Source organism: Janthinobacterium sp. LS2A, from assembly GCF_036543145.1.
GTDB classification, from domain to species: Bacteria; Pseudomonadota; Gammaproteobacteria; order Burkholderiales; family Burkholderiaceae_D; genus Janthinobacterium; species Janthinobacterium aestuarii.
Genome location: NZ_JAZHPB010000002.1, coordinates 320,977 through 336,983 on the forward strand (window position 1 = coordinate 320,977; position 16,007 = coordinate 336,983).

Below are 16,007 nucleotides of genomic sequence, written 5' to 3' on the forward strand. Positions count from 1 at the left end.
CCGCGCCGCACTGCGCAAGTGCACACTGCCGCTGAAATGGTGCACCGGCCGCACGGTGGACTGCCCGGCTTTCCTTTACAATGGCGGATTACTCCTCCCTATTTAGCACCTTCATGATTGTTCTTGGCGTCGAATCCTCCTGTGACGAAACCGGCCTGGCCTTGTACGACACGCAACGCGGCCTGCTGTCGCACGCCCTCTATTCGCAAGTCGCCATGCACGAGCAATATGGCGGCGTGGTGCCGGAACTGGCGTCGCGCGACCATATCCGCCGCGCCATCCCGCTGCTCGAAGAAACCCTGACCAGGGCCGGCATCACCCTGCCAGAGATCGACGCCATCGCCTACACGCAAGGCCCGGGCCTGGCCGGCGCGCTGCTGGTCGGGTCCTCCGTTGCCTGCAGCCTGGGCCTGGCCATCAACAAGCCGGTGCTGGGCATCCACCACCTGGAAGGCCATCTGCTGTCGCCCTTGCTGGCGTCCGAGCCGCCGGAATTCCCCTTCATTGCCCTGCTGGTGTCGGGCGGCCATACGCAGCTGATGCGCGTCGATGGCGTGGGCCAGTACACGATGCTGGGCGAAACGCTGGATGATGCGGCCGGCGAAGCGTTCGACAAGTCGGCCAAGCTGCTGGGACTCGGTTACCCTGGCGGCCCCGCCATTTCGCGCCTGGCCGAATTCGGCGACCCGCTCGCGTATAAACTGCCACGCCCGATGCTGCATTCGAAGGATTTCAATTTCAGCTTTTCCGGCCTGAAGACGGCCGTGCTGACGGTGGTGAAAAACCATGAAGAAAAAGTCATCGCGAATATCTGCGAGCAGGACAAGGCAAATATCGCGCGCGGCTTCGTCGACGCCATCGTCGACGTGCTGACAGCCAAATGCGTGGCTGCCCTCAAGCACACGGGCTTGAAACGCCTGGTGATCGCCGGCGGCGTGGGCGCCAACGCGCAGTTGCGCGCCTCGCTCAACGCGGCCGCCGCCAAGAAGCGCTTCAAAGTGTATTACCCGGAGCTGGAATTCTGTACCGACAACGGCGCCATGATCGCTTTTGCGGGCGCCATGCGCCTGCAAATCAATCCCGACGCCGCCAAGCACGATTACTCGTTCAACGTGCGCCCGCGCTGGCCGCTGGACGAGATCCGCGAAGTCTGATCACTTCAGCAGGAAGTTGCGCGCGCCCGCCAGGGCCGCGCCCTCTTCCACCGTTTCATCCTTCAATCCCACGCCCGATAGCTGCCGGCTGAACGCCTGCGACAGCAAATAATGCAGCCGGTACGCCGCCTGCGCATACGCCAGCCCTTCGGGGCGCACGTTCGAAATGCAGTTGCGGCGCTCGTCCAGCAAGCCCACTGCAGGTGCCCACGTCAGGTACAGGCCCAGGCTGTCTGGGGAACTCAAGCCCGGCCGCTCGCCGATCAGCACCAGCACGGCGCGCGCCTGCAATAATTCCCCCACCTCGTCGCCGACAGCTACCCTTCCCTGCGCAACGATGTGCAGCGGCGACAGCGTCCACGCCTCCAGCGCCAGCCGTTCGCGCAGGGCGGCCAGGAACGGTGCCGCGTGGCGCTGCACGGCCAGCGCCGACAGGCCATCGGCCGCCACCAGCGCCAGGTCAACTCCCGTAGCAGCGGTGGCCAGCCGCGCCCGTGAAGCATCGTCGAGCCGGCGCCCCAGGTCAGGCCGTTGCAGATAGTCGGCGCGCGTGGCGGCCGCGCTGTGCAGTTGCACGCAGTCTTGCCCCTGCGCGGCCAAGTCGCGCGCCAGGGCGTCGCCATCGAGCGCCAGGTGCACGGCGTCGCGCGCCTGCGCGTGGGCCAGCTGGAACGCCAACTGCGCCTTGGTCGGCACGCTGACGCCACGGCGCCCGAGCGCGATGCGCGCCGCCGTATGCGCGCGCAGGGCCTGCCAAGGGTTGGTTTCGTCCATGCGCCCTCCTAGTCGTCCAGGCGCAGCAGGGCCGCCTGGAAAGCCGGCGCCAGCGCTTCGCTCAAGCGGCCCTGCACATCAGTGATCCGCATGCGCGCCAGCCAGGCTTCGAATTCCGGCGCAGGGCGCAAGCCCAGCACTCGGCGCGCATACAGGGCGTCGTGGAACGAGGTGCTCTGGTAGCCGAGCATGATGTCGTCCGCCCCCGGCACGCCCATGATGAAGTTGCAGCCGGCCACGCCCAGCATGGTCAGCAAGGCATCCATGTCGTCCTGGTCCGCTTCCGCATGGTTGGTGTAGCACACGTCGCAGCCCATGGGCAGACCAAGCAGCTTGGCGCAGAAATGGTCTTCCAGCCCCGCGCGCATGATCTGCTTGCCGTCGTACAGATATTCGGGGCCGATGAAGCCGACGACGGAATTGACCAGCAGCGGCTGATACGCGCGCGCCACCGCATACGCGCGTGCCTCGCACGTCTGCTGGTCCATGCCGTGGTGGGCGCCGGCCGACAGCGCGCTGCCCTGCCCCGTTTCGAAATACATGACGTTGTTGCCCACCGTGCCGCGCCCCAGCGACAGGGCCGCCGCCCGCCCCTCGGCCAGCAGCGCCAGGTCGATGCCGAAGCTGCGGTTGGCCGCCTGCGTACCCGCCACCGACTGGAACACGAGGTCGACGGGCGCGCCGCGGCGTATCGCCTCGATGGTATTGGTGATGTGCGTGAGCACGCATGACTGCGTGGGAATCCGGTACTGGTCGATGACGGCGTCGAGCAGGTGCAGCAGCGAGACCACCTGTGCCACATTGTCGGTGGCCGGATTGATGCCGATCACGGCGTCGCCGCTGCCCAGCAGCAGGCCATCGACGACGGAGGCGGCAATGCCTGTGGCGTCGTCCGTCGGGTGGTTCGGCTGCAGCCGCGTGGACAAACGGTTTTCCAGGCCCAGGGTATTGCGAAAGGCCGTGACGACCCGGCACTTGCGGGCCACCAGCACCAGGTCCTGCAAGCGCATGATTTTTGAGACGGCGGCCGCCATTTCCGGTGTGATGCCGGCGGCGACACGCGTCAGCGTTTGCGTATCCGTTGCATCGTCCAGCAGCCAGTCGCGGAAATCGCCCACGCACAGGTGCGCAATCGGCGCAAAGGCGGCGCGCGCGTGCGAGTCGATGATCAGGCGCGTGACCTCGTCCTCCTCGTACGGCACCAGCGCCTCGCTGAGGAATAGCGGCAGCGGCACGTCCGCCAGCGCCAGCTGCGCGGCCACCCGTTCCCGCGCGCTGGCAGCCGCCACGCCGGTCAGCACGTCGCCCGAACGCAGCGGCGTGGCCTTGGCCAGCAGCTCCTTCAGGCTGGCGAACGCATAGGTATGGCTGTCTATCGTATGGCTGAATGAGGACATGGGCGTCTCCTGATGGGGTCAGACCCGGCGGGTCTGACCCCGGAGCATGCCTCATTCTACGCTCAGAACGGCGGCTACAGGCTGCGCAGCGCCCCTTCCAGCTGCGGATAACGGAAGACAAAGCCGTCGGCCAGCAAGCGGCGCGGCGCGACCCTTTGGCCTTCCACCAGCAAGTCGGCCTGCTCGCCCAGCAAGGCTTGCATGACGAAGGCCGGCGTGGGCATGAAGCTGGGGCGGTGCAGCACGGCGCCCGCCACTTGGGCGAAGCGGCGCTGCGCTATGGCTTCCGGCGCGCAGAAGTTATACGCGCCACTGACTGCCTGCTCTTCGCTGCGGCGCGCCAGATGGGCAATACCGCGGATCACGTCGCGCACGTGCACCCACGTGACCCATTGCTTGCCGCTGCCCAGCGGGCCGCCCACGCCGAAGCGGACCGGCAGCAGCATTTGCGGCAGCGAACCCTGGTGGCCAAAGACGAGGCCAAAGCGCATGCAGCCCACCTGCACGCCAAATTTCTCCGCCTGGCGCGCGGCCGCTTCCCACTCCTGGCACAGCTGCGACATGAAGATGGCTTGCGGCGCGCTCTCCTCCGTCAATTCCGTGTCGTCGCCCTGCGGCTGTACACCGTAGTAGCCGATGGCCGACGCCGACAGCAGCACCCGTGGCTTGTGCTGCGCGCGGGCGATCCACGCCACCAGTGCCTGCGTCAGCGCGACGCGGCTGCGGCGCAAGGCGGTCTTGCGCGCCTCCGTCCAGCGCCGCCCGACGATGCGCGCGCCGGCCAGATTGACGACCATGTCGATGCGCTGCGCGTCCGCCAATTCGTCGAACGACTGGATACAGCGCACCTGGCCATCAAAGGTCCACGCGGCCTGCTTCGGCTGGCGCGTCAGCACCGTCACGGCATGGCCGTCGGCCAGCAAGGCGGCAACCAGCTGCTGGCCGATGAAACCCGTGGCGCCCGTCACCAGCACGGATTGCGGCGTGCTGGCAAAGCGCAGGTGCTCCTCTTGCTCTGCCGTCTCTTGGACCTTGCGTCGTCCCAGCTGCCACACGGCATACGCGTCGCGCAGGCCGGACAAGCCCACGCCCACACCGCACAGGGCGAGGAAGACGCTGAGCCAGCCATACGGTTGCCACACGAGGGCCGTCGGCAAGCTCGCCCATTCGCTGCTGTTCAGAGCCAGCAGGGCGATGAAGGCGCCCGCGTTAATCGCCAGCACCGTGTGCGTGACCCGCTCCGTGGCGGGCAAGAGGCGCGTCCGGTCTTCGACGACGAAGTCCCACAAGGTCAATACGATTTCCACGCCAAACACGATCACCAGCACCCAGGCCCAGGCGCCATGCCACTCCCAGGCCGCCAGGCCCACGAACAGCAGGCTGTAGATCAGGGCGCGCGTCGCGTGGATCGTCAATTCGAGGCGCGCCGACGCCTTTTGCGGCAGCGCCTCCGTAATTTCATGGTGGTAGATGGTGTCGAAGGCGCCCAGGCAGCCTTGCGCCGCCATCAGTTGCAGGGCCAGCAGATGCGTATTCATGGTGTCTCCTTCATTTCCGGTGCGGCCGATTCGCGGAACACGCCCGCCTGCGTGAACGTGGTGCCGAACAGCGCGTGGCGAATTTCGATGCGGATGTTGAACTGCTGCGGCGTTTCATTGCGGTGGCACAGAAAGGTCTTGCCGGGCGTGAGCACGCCGGGCAGCGGCATGCGCCAGCCGAAAAGATCCCAAAAATAGCCGTCGCTGGTGAAGTGCAGATTGCCGTCTTCCACGTGCAACACCAGCTTCATGCCCAGGCCCATGCCCACGTATTCGAGCACTTCGCCCTTCGCGCTTTCGGCCATGTAGGAGGTGAAGCGGATCGGCGCGCGGCCATGCAGGCGGTAGGTGCGCTGCTTGAAAATGAACGGGCAGCCGGGGCGTGAATAGACTTCGATATCGACGGGGAAGTCGTGATCGTCATGCGGAATCAGGGCGCCATCGATGAAAGGGCGCGTCAGCCAGCCGAGGAATTTTCCCAGGCGCGAGCTGGTGAGTTCACTGAGTTCACCCCGGTAATACAGGGGCTGGCCCGGCGCGGGATTTTTCTCGAAGCGGCGGCGGATATCGGGGTGCAGCGTGAGCCATTGCGCGCCCATCACCTTCTTGAACAGTTCTCCTTCCGAAGGGCCGTTCATGATTTTGCGCGCTTGCCAGGTTTGTCTTCCGGACTGAGGAACTTGGCCACCTTGCCGCCCATGGACAGCATACGCTGCAAGGTCGCCGGCGGCAAATTCTTGTAATCGCTGTAGGTGCTGCTGAGCATTTCCAGAAACGCCAGCACTTCGCCCATGCGCTCGAGCGTGGCCGGTGGAATGGCCGCATCGTGCTCGCCCTCGATCGCGCATTCGCGCAGCACCGTCAGGGTGGGGTCGATCTCGCGCCGCTTGCGCTCCTCCATGATGACGCGGAAGATTTCCCACACATCCTGCAGGGCGACGAAATGGTCGCGCCGGTCCCCCATCACGTGCGTACTGCGCGCCAGGCCCCAGCTTTGCAATTCCTTCAGGCTGTTGCTGACGTTGGAGCGGGCCACGTTCAGGCTGGCCGCGATGTCTTCCGCCGTCAGCGGTTCATTCGCCAGGAACAGCAGCGCGTGGATTTGCGCCACCGTGCGGTTGACGCCCCAGCGCGTGCCCATTTCACCCCAGTGCAAAATGTACTTCTGCGTGGTCGGACTCAGTTCCATGATTTTCTCTAATTTCTGTCGTTACAGAAATGTAAGACAGAACGGAAACCGAGTCAAGCACGATTCGTCAGGTGCGGGCGGGCGGCTGGCCCATGGCGCGCAGGAATTGCTGCTGCGACTCTTGCAGCTGGCCGTAACCGAGTTCGCGGTAGACGAGGCCGTGGCGCGGCGCCAGTTCGGCCAGGATGCGCGCCAGCGCCGGGTAGTGGCGGTGATTCCAGGTGGGGAACAGGTGATGCGTGAGGTGCAGGTTCAGGCCGCCCAGCCAATAGCCGAGCCAGCGCAGCGCACGCGGTTTCGGCGTCCAGTCGCAGGCCGTATAAAACGTGTGCTGGTACCAGTCGTGCGGCAAGGTGCCGTCCGCGCCCGGCTGGAAGAATTCCACTTCGGCCCAGTGGGTGCCGAGGATCAGCGCCACCAGCGCGCACGAGGCGATCATCTGGCCCAGGAAATACGCGCCCAGCACCACGCCCCAACCTATTCCATGCTGCTGCAGCACCCACATGGGCAGCGCCAGCACCAGCGCCACGTGGCCCAGCTTCCAGCCGAAGAACGACAGCCAGCCGCGCCAGCCCTGCAAGCGGCTATGCGCGGCCACGGGTGTCTTGCCGAAGCGGTCCAGCCAGTCGCCATACCAGTTCAGGTACGGCAGCGACAGAGCCGCCACCACGGGCCAGTACAGGTATTGATAGCGGTACTGGGGCGACCAGCTTTGGTACGGCGTCTGGCGCAGGAAGGGGTTCGGCTCCGTGTCGAGGTCATAGCCTTCCACGTTCGCATACGTGTGATGGAAGTGCACGTGGCGGATGGTCCAGAAATCCGTGTCCACGCCCACGGGCAAGCCCACCAGGCGTATCAGCACGCGGTTCAGGAATCCCCGGCGGAAGATGGCGCTATGGGCCGCATCGTGCAGGGTATTCATGGCCAGCGCCATGGCCGCGACCAGGCAAGCGACATAGCTGGCGACAAACGGCCAGGTGCTGCCAGCATTCAGCGCCAGCGCATACAGGCCCACCGTCAGCGCGGCCAGGAACACGGTTTTCGCATGCAGGCGCGCGTCGCCGAAGCGGTGCGTTCCTTCATCCGCCAGGTAAGCGTCGGCGCGGGCGCGCAATTCGCGGCGGAAGGCGGAATCGCGGGCGGGCTGGAAGCGCAGCGGCGGCAGCGAAGGCACAGGCTGCGTCACGCGCGCGTCCCCGCTGCCGCCGGCCACCACAGGCGGCGCGCGCCATCGAGGCCATGCGCCAGCAGCGCGGCCAGGAAGACCATGCCCCACACGTCGCGCGCGCCATACCAGCCCAGGTAGAGGGCCGGCATGGCCAGCGCGATGGCGACCCAGGCGATGGCGCCCCAGCGGCGCGCATCCGACAGACCGCCCAGCGCCAGGGTGCCGCCAAAGATCAGCGCGAACAGAATGGCCTGCTGCGCACCGGCCAGCACCGCTTCGTGGTTGACGTAATAGATCACGAGGCCGAACAGGATCACGCCGCCGATGCCGATGAACAGCTCGGGCACGTGGAAAGTGCCGCGCGACTGCCAGTGGGGGAAATGCGCGCGCAGCCATTTGAACAATTTCCCGTTGCTGGCCAGCAGCGGGTTGTGCGTGGGTGTCATGCCCTTCACGCCATAGCGCATTTCCACGCCCTCGAGTTCGGGCTGGAAGCTGCCGAACAGCCTGTCCCACAGCAGCAGGGTGCCGCCGAAATTGCGGTTGATATAGCGTTTATCGGTGCCGTGATGCACGCGGTGGTGCGAGGGCGTGACCATGAAACGATCGAGGATGCCGGACTTGTTCACCAGCGCATTGTGGTTGTAGAACTGCACCGTGTAATGCAGCGACGAGACGACAAGGAAGATTTCCAGCGGCACGCCCAGCACAGCCAGGATGGCGATGAAGGGGAAATTCGTCAGCGACGAATACCAGGAATTGCGCACGCCCAGCGACAGGTTGAAATGCTCGCCCTGGTGATGCACCACGTGCACGGCCCACAGCAAGGGGATTTTATGGTGCAGCCGGTGCATCCAGTAAAAGCACAAGTCCCAGGCAAAAAACGCGAAGATCCATTGCGCCGCCACGGGCCACTGGTCGACAACGTGCAGGTTCGCATGGCGCAGCAGCAGGGCGAAGGCCGCCACTTCCACGCCGCGGAACACCCACATCAGGATGTGGCCGGAATTGAGATTGAAGATCACGTCCTTCCACGGCACGGGCGTCTTGCGTACCCATTTGAGTATCAGCAGTTCGGCCAGCACGAAGGCCAGCATGATCAGGAACGACAGGGCAAATGGATTCATCATGGTGCGGTTTTGATGGAAACGGCGCGGCGGGCAGCCAAGGATACCTGCATTTTCGCCAGCATGCCGCCAGCGATGCCAACAAACAGGCCGGCGGCCAGGTCGATGCTCACGTGCCGGCGCAGCGCGATGATGGCGTAGCAGATAGCCACGCCCAGCACCACGGCCAGCGCGGAACGAACCAGGTGGCGTTTGTCGCACAGGGCCCATACGCACAGCAGGGTCAGGGCGCCGTGCAGCGACGGCAGGCAGTTTTGCGTGGAATCCGCCGCCTGCAGCATGCGCAGCGCCTGCGTGCTCCACGCATTGCCCTCGCCCACGGGCGGGTAGGCGAGCGTGGTCGGATACAGCAGGAAGACCACGCCGCACAGGACGGCGGAAAGCGCCATGGCGCGCGCCAGCCAGCGCACGCGGGCCGCATCGGCCGCCAGGTAGGCGTACGGGATCAGGATGAAGAAGGACAGGTACAGCCAGATGGCAGAGTCGCTGTAGGGAATGGCGCGGTCGATGGCCGTTTCGGGCAGCAGTACCCCCTGCCCTTGCAGCAAGTCGCTGGAAAAATACACGAGGCCGACGCTGCCCCAGCCGGCCAGCAAGTGCAGCAGGCGGGAATACAGCGTCATGGTGTCTACAGATTTCATGCGGTGGCAAGGCGCCGGATGCGGCGCCGTTTCATGGTGGGGTCAAAGGAAGGCAGTTCGCCGCTCATCGTCCAGGCCAGACCGTCGGTGGCCACGCCCAGGCCCCGCAGCACCGTTGCCAGGTGCGCGCGCAGGGCGGCCAGGCCCGCATCGTCCAGCGCCGCATGCAGCTGCAAGGCGCTATCGCCCGTTTGCACCAGGCGGTAATCGGCATCGGCCGGCAAGGCTTGCGCAAACGCGCGCGTCAGCACGTCGGCAAACACGGCAACCGGTTCACCGCCGCGCGTGGATGGCAAGAGCAGCATATCGTCGCAGCGCCCTTCGATGCCATCGATGGCGCGCGTGGCGCGGCCGCACGGGCATGGCGTGGCGCGCGCGATCAGGATGTCGTCCAGGCGGTAGCGCACGATGGGCTGCGTGATGCGCGTGAAGTCCGTAATCACGGGTACGAAACGGCGCGGTTCACCGTCTTCCACATCGAGCCACTGCGGTTCGATATGCACGTATTCCTCGTTCAAATGCAGCACGCCATGTTCGCAGCTGCTGGCAAGGAAACCTTCGGTGGCCTGGTAGATTTCATGCACGGCGCCAAACGCCTGCACGATCAGCGCGCGGTCCTGCGCTTCCAGCACTTCGGCTACGGAGATGACTTTTTTCGGCGCCAGCGCCAGGCTGCCGTCGATGACGCGCAGGGCCAGCTGGCGCAGCACCTGGGCCGGCGCGACGATGACGGATGGCCGGTATTGCGCCAGCCGCGCGCACAGTGCGTCGAACGGTTCGAACAGATCGTAAAACGCAAAGGTCAGCCACGGCGAACGCACGGCCGTGTACAGATTGCTGTTCGCGCGCAGAAACAGGGCCACACGCTCGCCGGAAAACAGGCCGTCGGGCAGCGCCTTGGCCAGCATCACGCCCGCCCATTGGGCCTTTTCGCGGGGGCTGACGGTAAACACGGCGCGCCGCGACGAGGTGCCCGACGACAGGCCGACCGTGATGTCGCCCACGGCCGGCGTGAAGTCGCGGCTATGCTCGGCCGCCATGGCCGCGTCCATCGCCTGCGCCAAAGTCACCCCTTCCGTGTTCATGGCATCGAAATGCTCGAGCATCAGCGCTTTGTTCATGGTCGGCCACTGCGCCAGCGGCAAGTTGCGGTATGGGGCAAAGTAGCGGCTGCGCGCGCACAGCACATCGATGAAACGGGCCAGCTGCCGCTGCTGGTAGGCGGCCAGCTGCGTGCGATCCGCAAAGCGCAAGCGGCGCGTGCGCCAGTACGACAGCAACAGCCAGAAAATACGCTTCACGGACGGCCCGCCACTGCAATGTAGTCGACCGTGTCTTCATGCGTGATGCGGATCTGCGCATTGCCCGACCGGTGCAGCTGATGCAGCCGGTTCAGGGTGGCGTAATACGGCGCGCGCTTGTGCTGGATGATGAACGACAGTTCCGACGGTCCGCGCAGCTGCTGGAAACTTTCCGGCACCCAGGCCGCGTCCGACGCCAGCAGGGTCCAGCCGCCGTCCTGCAGCACGAAGGCGCCCAGATGGCCGATGGCGTGGCCGGGCAAGTCGACGATGTAAATCTCGCCCGTGCCGCTGACGTCGCGCCCGTGTGTAAACGGCAGCAGGGCCGCCGGTAGGGACGTCTCGGGCACGCTTTCCACAAAGGCGAGGCGGTCGGCAATGTCGGCAGGCAGCAGCTCGGGCACGAAGGCCTGGCGCACGGCGGCCACACCGGACAGTCCGCGCACGGCGTCCCAGCCCGTCTTGGACGCCATCAGCCGCGCGCCGGGAAAGTCGCGCATGCCGGCGATATGGTCGGCGTGGAAGTGCGACAGCAGCAGGGTGTGGATGTCGCCGGGCGATACGCCATGCGCGCACAGCTGGCCCTGCAGCGACTCGTTCTCGTCGAAGAAAATCGGCGTCACCCATGCATACATGCGGTACACGCCTTTCGACGTGGCGGCGCGGAAGTGTTCGGCGTAACCGGTGTCCCACAGGTACAAGCCCGCGCGCGTCTCGATCAGGTAGGCGCGCGAGGGGAAGCAGCGGCTGGCCAGCCCGCTGCCTTTCAAGACCATGCACGAAGGATGCGTACAATGGCCGACGCGAAACGCGGTGATGCTAGCCATTGCGCTCCTTGCCCACCTTGTGCGCCGCCGCTTCCTGGCGCATCCACTGCGCAGTGCGGGCAATGCCGTCCTGCAGGCTGACGATGGGACGGTAGCCGAGCACCTTGCGCGCCTTGGCGTTATCGAGCGTCATGTCGAAACTGAGCGCGCCGATGCTGTAGGGCGTCAGCGATGGCTCGCGGCGCGTAAAACGCGAGGCGAACTGCATCAGGCGCGCGACCGCCGCCAGCACGCGGTAAGGCACGCTGACGATCTCGAACGGCTGCTGCAGATGGTCGCAGAACAGGGTGCGCAAGATGTCGCACAAGCGCGCCGGCTCGCCATTCGTGATGTTGAAGGCGGCGCCGGAAGCGATGGTCTTGTGCACGGTGGCCAGCCACATCGCATGCACGACGTTGTCGACATAGGTGACGTCGATGGTGGCCGCGCCGCCATTGGGCAGCGGCAGCTTGCCGCCGCGCTCCTGCAGCACCCTCGCCAGGCGCGGGATCAGGACCTGGTCGTGCGGGCCGAAGATGGCGCGCGGTCGCAGGATCACGCACGTCATGCCGCGCTGGCGGTCGACGCACTCCTGCACCAGTTTTTCCGCCATCGCCTTGCTGCGCGCGTAGGCGTTGACGAAGGCGTCGGGGCGGAAGGATTCCGGCACCTCGTAGTGGTTGCGGTAGTCGAAATAGATGGCCGGGGTAGAGATGTGCACGAAGCGCGCCACGTGCAGGCTGGCGGCCGCGCGCAGCAACTGGGCCGTGGCCGTGACGTTGGCGGCGATGAAGTCGCGCTCCGCGCCCCATGGCGACGACAGCGCTGCGCAGTGCCAGACGGTGTCCATGCCGCGCACGAGTTCGTCGACCTGGCGCGGCGTGGCCTGCGCCAGGTCGAGCGCGACGAATTGCGCGCCCATGCGTTCGAGTTCGCGGCCCACGGCGGCGTTGCGGCCCGTGGCGCGCACTTCCACGCCCTGCGCCAGCAGGGTGCGCACGGCATTGCGTCCCAGCCCGCCCGTCGCTCCCGTGACCAGTATCCGCCTCATTGCCCCACCTTCACAGGTCAAGTATCATGCCGCCGATGGTCAGGCCAGCGGCCGTGCCCATCATCAGCAAACGCTGGCCTGCCACGGCACGCCCCGTCATCACCGCCTCGTGCAGGGCGGTGGGCAAGGACGCGGCCACCTGGTTGCCATGCGTTTCAAAGATCTTGATGATTTTAGCATCGGGGACGTCGAGGATGCGCGCCGCATGCGCGAGGCCCAGCGGGCTGGCCTGGTGCGGCACGACGACGTCGACCTTGTCCAGTCCCGCGCCCGACTCCTGCATCAGTTCCGCGAGGAAATCCGGCATCACCTTGACGGCCAGGCGGAACACGGCCTTGCCATCCATGCGGAACAGGTAGTCGCCCGGTTCGCAGCCGTTGCGCGGGTTGCGCTCGGTGCCGCCGCCGCGGATTTCGCAGTAGCGCCGCCCTTCCGGATACGTGCCCATCTTGTAGGCGCGGATGCCGGCGCTGCCGTCGCCCCGCTCGACGATGACGGCGGCGGCGCCGTCGCCAAAGATCATCGACGCTTCCGGCTCGCTCCAGTCGACCCCGCGCGACGCGAGGTCGGACGAGACGATGGCGATGCGCCGATAGGCGCCGCCGGCCAGCATGGACGCGGCCACGCGGAAGGCAGCCATGAAACTGAGGCAGCTGGCGTTGACATCGAAGCTTTGCGTGCCAGGCGGCAAGCCCGCATGTTCGGCCACGAAGCAGGCCGTGTTCGGCAACGCCTGCTCGGGCACGCCGCAGGCGCAGATCAGAAGATCGATGTCGGCTGGACGCAGGCTGGCATTTTTCAGCGCGTCGAGCAGGGCGGCGGCGCCCAGCTGGCTTTGCGATTCGTCGGGCGCGGCGACAAAGCGCGACAGCACGCCGCTCTTGCGCAAGGTGTAGCCGGTCGGATGACCCAGTTTCAGGTCCAGGCTGGCGGAGGTAACGCTGTGCGACGGCACGGCCTTGCCCGTCGCGATCAGGCGAACTGGAATCATGTTGGCCTTAAAAAAGTAAAGTAAAAACGGTGGATGAAGGGTTCAGGCGCTAATCGCGGGCCAGCGGCGGCAATGCGACACCGCAGTTCTTGCAGAAATTGGCATCGTCGTCGAGCCCTTCTTTCAGGCACGTGGGGCAGGTACGCGTGGTGACCAGCTTGGAGCTGCGCTGTACCGTCATCTCGGCGCTGATAATGCCGGTGGGCACTGCCAGGATGCCCCAGCCCAGCAACATCATCAGCGAGGCGATGGTGCGGCCGATGTCGGTCTTCGGCGTGATATCGCCGAAACCCACCGTGGTCATGGTGCTGATGGCCCAGTATATCGACGTGGGGATACTGCTGAAACCGTTTTCCGGCCCTTCCACCACATACATCACTGTGCCCAGCAGAAAGACTACCATCATGACGAACGACAGGAAGATGAGGATCTTGCGCCGGCTGGCCAGCAAGGCCCGCCCCAGCACCGTGTATTCATGCACATACGACGTGAGCTTGAGGATACGGAACATGCGCAGCAGGCGCAAAATGCGCACGTCGATCAGTACGTGCGCGCCCGGCAACAGCAAGCCGATGTAGGTTGGCACGATGGCCAGCAAGTCGATAACGCCGAAGAAACTCTTGGCGTAGCGCACCGGATGCTGCAGGCACGCCAGGCGGGCGAAGTATTCGATGGTGAATAAAATCGTGAAAAACCATTCGAGCGCCGTCAGCCAGGTGCCATAGCGCTCGGCCACAGAGGCGACACTGCTGAGCACGACCACCGTCACGCTGATCAGGATGGCGGCGATCAGCAGCAAATCGAAGGCGCGGCCCGTGCGCGTTTCCGCCTCGAAGATGACGGTGTACACCTTCTCGCGCCAGCCCCGCTCGGGCTTGCCAAATTTTTGCTGCGTTTCCTGCGCCGCCAGCTGCTGCGGCGTCAGGGGCGCCGCTCCGCTTTTCGTCGCGGCTTTCATGTGGTTGATGTGCTCATATACTATTATTGTATAGATAATTGACAAAGCACGGCGACACGCACTGTTGCGCTACGGCAGCACTATGACAGCTTTTTCGCCAGCAGCACGGCATTGCGCCGGTCGCGCTCGGCTTGCACGATGTCCGTCGTGCGCGCTTCCGACAGGCCTACCTCGTGCAATACCGTGGCCGTCAGCTGCAGCGCCGACTCCAGCGCCTCGGGCACGACCAGGGTGGCGCCCGCCAGTATCAGGGCCACGGCATGCGCCTCGTCACGGGCCCGCGCATACACGGGCAGCTGCGGATATTCGCGGCGGATCGATTTCACGGCATGCAGCACGGAGGCCGCATGGTCCATCGTCAGCACGACGGCGGCAGCCCGGTCCGCATTCACCTTTTGCAACAGTTCCGCGCGCGACGCATCGCCGAAATACACGGGGAAACCGCGCGGATGCAGGGTCGTCACCAGGCGCGCGTCGTTTTCAATCGCCACATACGCGATATCCTGCTCCGTCAGCACCTTGGCCAGCAACTGCCCCACCCGGCCGAAACCGGCGATGATGACGGTGCTGCCCTGCGGCGGCAGCGCGCCGTGCGCCAGGTCGGCCAGCTGATGGTGGTGGCGCTGTTCCCACCAGTTGCCGAACGCGCGCGCCGCCTTGGCCAAGGCCGGCGTGGCAAACAGGCTCAGGCCCACCACCAGCATGACGAACTGCGCCACCTGCGGGCCGATCAGCTTGGTGCCGAGCGCATACGCGACGACGATGAAGGCGAATTCGCCGCCCTGACCCAGCAGCACGCCCGTTTCCACGGCGCGCCCCCAGTGAAAGCCGCCGATGCGGAAAATCACGCTGATGACCAAGGTCTTCAGCGCAAACAGGCTCAGCACGGCCAAGGGAATCAGCACGGGCGACTTGAGGATTTCACGCACGTCGATCTGCATGCCCACGGACATGAAGAACAGCCCCATCAGCAAGCCCTTGAAGGGCTCGATCGTCACTTCCACTTCGTGGCGAAATTCCGTTTCCGCCAGCAGCAGGCCGGCCAGCAAGGCGCCCAGCGCCATCGACAGGCCCGCCAGATACGTCAGGCCGGCGATGCCCAGGGTACTGAGCAAGGTCAGGGCCATGAACACGTCGGGCTGGTGCTTCTTGACAAAGAACTGGAACAGCGGGCGGATCACGCGGCGTCCCAGCAGATAGATCAGCAGGATGGCACCCGCCGATTTCACGGCCGCAAAGCTGAGCAGATACGCCAGGTCGTCGCTGCGCCCGCTGGCGAAGACGTCGATCAGGATGAACAGCGGCACCACCATCAAATCCTGGAACATCAAGATGGAAAAGCCCGCCTGCCCGGCCGGCGTCTGCAAGGAACGCTGATCGGTCAGCAACTGCATCACGACGGCCGTCGACGACAGCGACAGCACCAGGCCCAGCACGATGGACGCTTCCAGCGACAGGCCAAAATAATACGCCACGCCGCCGATCAGGCAAGCGCTGACGGCCACCTGCCCCACGCCCGCGCCGAACACCCAGCGCCGCAGCGCCCACAGCCGTTCCGTCGACAGTTCCAGGCCGATCATGAACATCAAGAACATCACGCCCAGCTCGGCCAGGCCGCTCACCTGCTCGGCCCGCACGAACGAGAAATACGTCAGCCACGTAAAATCGCCGGCCCACAGGCCGAAGCCGAACGGGCCGAACAGGGCGCCCACGGCCAGGAAGCCCAGCACCTGGTTGACCTTCAGGCGTTGCAATAGCGGGATAAAAATCCCGGCCAGGGCGAGAAACAGCAGGGTTTCTCGCAAATACGGTAAGGCGTGCTGCTCTTCCAAAATAGTCCTAACTTAATGATATCCATGCCGAATTGGCAATTATTGCATGCTGGGTCGTGGCAAAACAGGCGCACCCGCGA

Annotated in this window: 15 protein-coding genes; 1 reads left to right on the top strand and 14 read right to left on the bottom strand. The window is 65.3% G+C overall.

Annotated features, from left to right (window positions below; translation table 11 throughout):
- Positions 1 to 113: 113 nt before the first annotated feature.
- A complete protein-coding gene (gene tsaD, locus V3C40_RS07265; protein WP_331777026.1) occupies positions 114 to 1,154 on the top strand; it encodes a tRNA (adenosine(37)-N6)-threonylcarbamoyltransferase complex transferase subunit TsaD in 1,041 nt (346 codons plus the stop codon).
- Here the strand turns inward: tsaD and eutC are convergent, their stop codons facing one another.
- The 14 genes from eutC to V3C40_RS07335 form a co-directional block, all read right to left on the bottom strand.
- Positions 1,155 to 1,928, bottom strand: coding sequence for an ethanolamine ammonia-lyase subunit EutC (eutC, locus tag V3C40_RS07270; protein WP_331777027.1), 774 nt, complete (start codon positions 1,926 to 1,928; stop codon positions 1,155 to 1,157).
- An 8-nt stretch (positions 1,929 to 1,936) separates the two neighbouring features.
- The gene (locus tag V3C40_RS07275; RefSeq protein ID WP_331777028.1) at positions 1,937 to 3,325 is read right to left on the bottom strand and encodes an ethanolamine ammonia-lyase subunit EutB; all 1,389 of its coding nucleotides are present in this window, start codon (positions 3,323 to 3,325) and stop codon (positions 1,937 to 1,939) included.
- Positions 3,326 to 3,399: 74 nt separating this feature from the next.
- A complete protein-coding gene (locus V3C40_RS07280) occupies positions 3,400 to 4,863 on the bottom strand; it encodes a TIGR01777 family oxidoreductase (protein WP_331777029.1) in 1,464 nt (487 codons plus the stop codon).
- On the bottom strand, positions 4,860 to 5,501 hold the full coding sequence (locus V3C40_RS07285) for a DUF4166 domain-containing protein (RefSeq protein ID WP_331777030.1): 642 nt from the start codon (positions 5,499 to 5,501) through the stop codon (positions 4,860 to 4,862). Before V3C40_RS07285 ends, V3C40_RS07280 begins: the two co-directional genes overlap by 4 nt.
- Complete coding sequence (locus V3C40_RS07290; protein WP_034746943.1) at positions 5,498 to 6,052, bottom strand: GbsR/MarR family transcriptional regulator; 555 nt, start codon at positions 6,050 to 6,052, stop codon at positions 5,498 to 5,500. The genes V3C40_RS07285 and V3C40_RS07290 overlap by 4 nt, the downstream gene beginning before the upstream one ends.
- Positions 6,053 to 6,119: 67 nt before the next feature.
- Positions 6,120 to 7,238 carry a fatty acid desaturase family protein gene (locus V3C40_RS07295; RefSeq protein WP_331777031.1) on the bottom strand — a complete coding sequence of 373 codons (1,119 nt, stop codon included), beginning with the start codon at positions 7,236 to 7,238 and terminating at the stop codon, positions 6,120 to 6,122.
- Positions 7,235 to 8,350 (bottom strand): sterol desaturase family protein, encoded by a 1,116-nt coding sequence (locus V3C40_RS07300; protein WP_331777032.1) that lies wholly within the window; start codon positions 8,348 to 8,350, stop codon positions 7,235 to 7,237. Before V3C40_RS07300 ends, V3C40_RS07295 begins: the two co-directional genes overlap by 4 nt.
- Complete coding sequence (locus V3C40_RS07305) at positions 8,347 to 8,970, bottom strand: phosphatase PAP2 family protein (protein WP_331777033.1); 624 nt, start codon at positions 8,968 to 8,970, stop codon at positions 8,347 to 8,349. The genes V3C40_RS07300 and V3C40_RS07305 overlap by 4 nt, the downstream gene beginning before the upstream one ends.
- A gap of 14 nt (positions 8,971 to 8,984) precedes the next feature.
- Positions 8,985 to 10,289, bottom strand: a complete 1,305-nt coding sequence (locus V3C40_RS07310; protein ID WP_331777034.1) for a F390 synthetase-related protein — start codon at positions 10,287 to 10,289, stop codon at positions 8,985 to 8,987.
- Complete coding sequence (locus tag V3C40_RS07315; protein WP_331777035.1) at positions 10,286 to 11,116, bottom strand: MBL fold metallo-hydrolase; 831 nt, start codon at positions 11,114 to 11,116, stop codon at positions 10,286 to 10,288. Before V3C40_RS07315 ends, V3C40_RS07310 begins: the two co-directional genes overlap by 4 nt.
- A complete protein-coding gene (locus tag V3C40_RS07320) occupies positions 11,109 to 12,146 on the bottom strand; it encodes an NAD-dependent epimerase/dehydratase family protein (RefSeq protein ID WP_331777036.1) in 1,038 nt (345 codons plus the stop codon). The genes V3C40_RS07315 and V3C40_RS07320 overlap by 8 nt, the downstream gene beginning before the upstream one ends.
- 10 nt (positions 12,147 to 12,156) lie before the next feature.
- Positions 12,157 to 13,137 carry a 3-oxoacyl-[acyl-carrier-protein] synthase III C-terminal domain-containing protein gene (locus V3C40_RS07325; RefSeq protein WP_070301275.1) on the bottom strand — a complete coding sequence of 327 codons (981 nt, stop codon included), beginning with the start codon at positions 13,135 to 13,137 and terminating at the stop codon, positions 12,157 to 12,159.
- 49 nt (positions 13,138 to 13,186) lie between these two features.
- Positions 13,187 to 14,095: an ion transporter gene (locus V3C40_RS07330; protein WP_070301274.1), complete on the bottom strand. Its 909-nt coding sequence runs from the start codon at positions 14,093 to 14,095 to the stop codon at positions 13,187 to 13,189.
- An 80-nt stretch (positions 14,096 to 14,175) separates the two neighbouring features.
- The gene (locus V3C40_RS07335; protein ID WP_034746925.1) at positions 14,176 to 15,927 is read right to left on the bottom strand and encodes a cation:proton antiporter domain-containing protein; all 1,752 of its coding nucleotides are present in this window, start codon (positions 15,925 to 15,927) and stop codon (positions 14,176 to 14,178) included.
- Positions 15,928 to 16,007 lie beyond the last annotated feature (80 nt).

Bases quoted from the DNA above. Each gene is read 5' to 3' on its own strand.
- V3C40_RS07275 (WP_331777028.1), bottom strand. From the start codon at position 3,325: ATGTCCTCATTCAGCCATACGATAGACAGCCATACCTATGCGTTCGCC.
- V3C40_RS07290 (WP_034746943.1), bottom strand. From the start codon at position 6,052: ATGGAACTGAGTCCGACCACGCAGAAGTACATTTTGCACTGGGGTGAA.
- tsaD (WP_331777026.1), top strand. From the start codon at position 114: ATGATTGTTCTTGGCGTCGAATCCTCCTGTGACGAAACCGGCCTGGCC.
- V3C40_RS07320 (WP_331777036.1), bottom strand. From the start codon at position 12,146: ATGAGGCGGATACTGGTCACGGGAGCGACGGGCGGGCTGGGACGCAAT.
- V3C40_RS07325 (WP_070301275.1), bottom strand. From the start codon at position 13,137: ATGATTCCAGTTCGCCTGATCGCGACGGGCAAGGCCGTGCCGTCGCAC.
- V3C40_RS07280 (WP_331777029.1), bottom strand. From the start codon at position 4,863: ATGAATACGCATCTGCTGGCCCTGCAACTGATGGCGGCGCAAGGCTGC.
- V3C40_RS07330 (WP_070301274.1), bottom strand. From the start codon at position 14,095: ATGAAAGCCGCGACGAAAAGCGGAGCGGCGCCCCTGACGCCGCAGCAG.
- eutC (WP_331777027.1), bottom strand. From the start codon at position 1,928: ATGGACGAAACCAACCCTTGGCAGGCCCTGCGCGCGCATACGGCGGCG.
- V3C40_RS07315 (WP_331777035.1), bottom strand. From the start codon at position 11,116: ATGGCTAGCATCACCGCGTTTCGCGTCGGCCATTGTACGCATCCTTCG.
- V3C40_RS07285 (WP_331777030.1), bottom strand. From the start codon at position 5,501: ATGAACGGCCCTTCGGAAGGAGAACTGTTCAAGAAGGTGATGGGCGCG.
- V3C40_RS07300 (WP_331777032.1), bottom strand. From the start codon at position 8,350: ATGATGAATCCATTTGCCCTGTCGTTCCTGATCATGCTGGCCTTCGTG.
- V3C40_RS07305 (WP_331777033.1), bottom strand. From the start codon at position 8,970: ATGACGCTGTATTCCCGCCTGCTGCACTTGCTGGCCGGCTGGGGCAGC.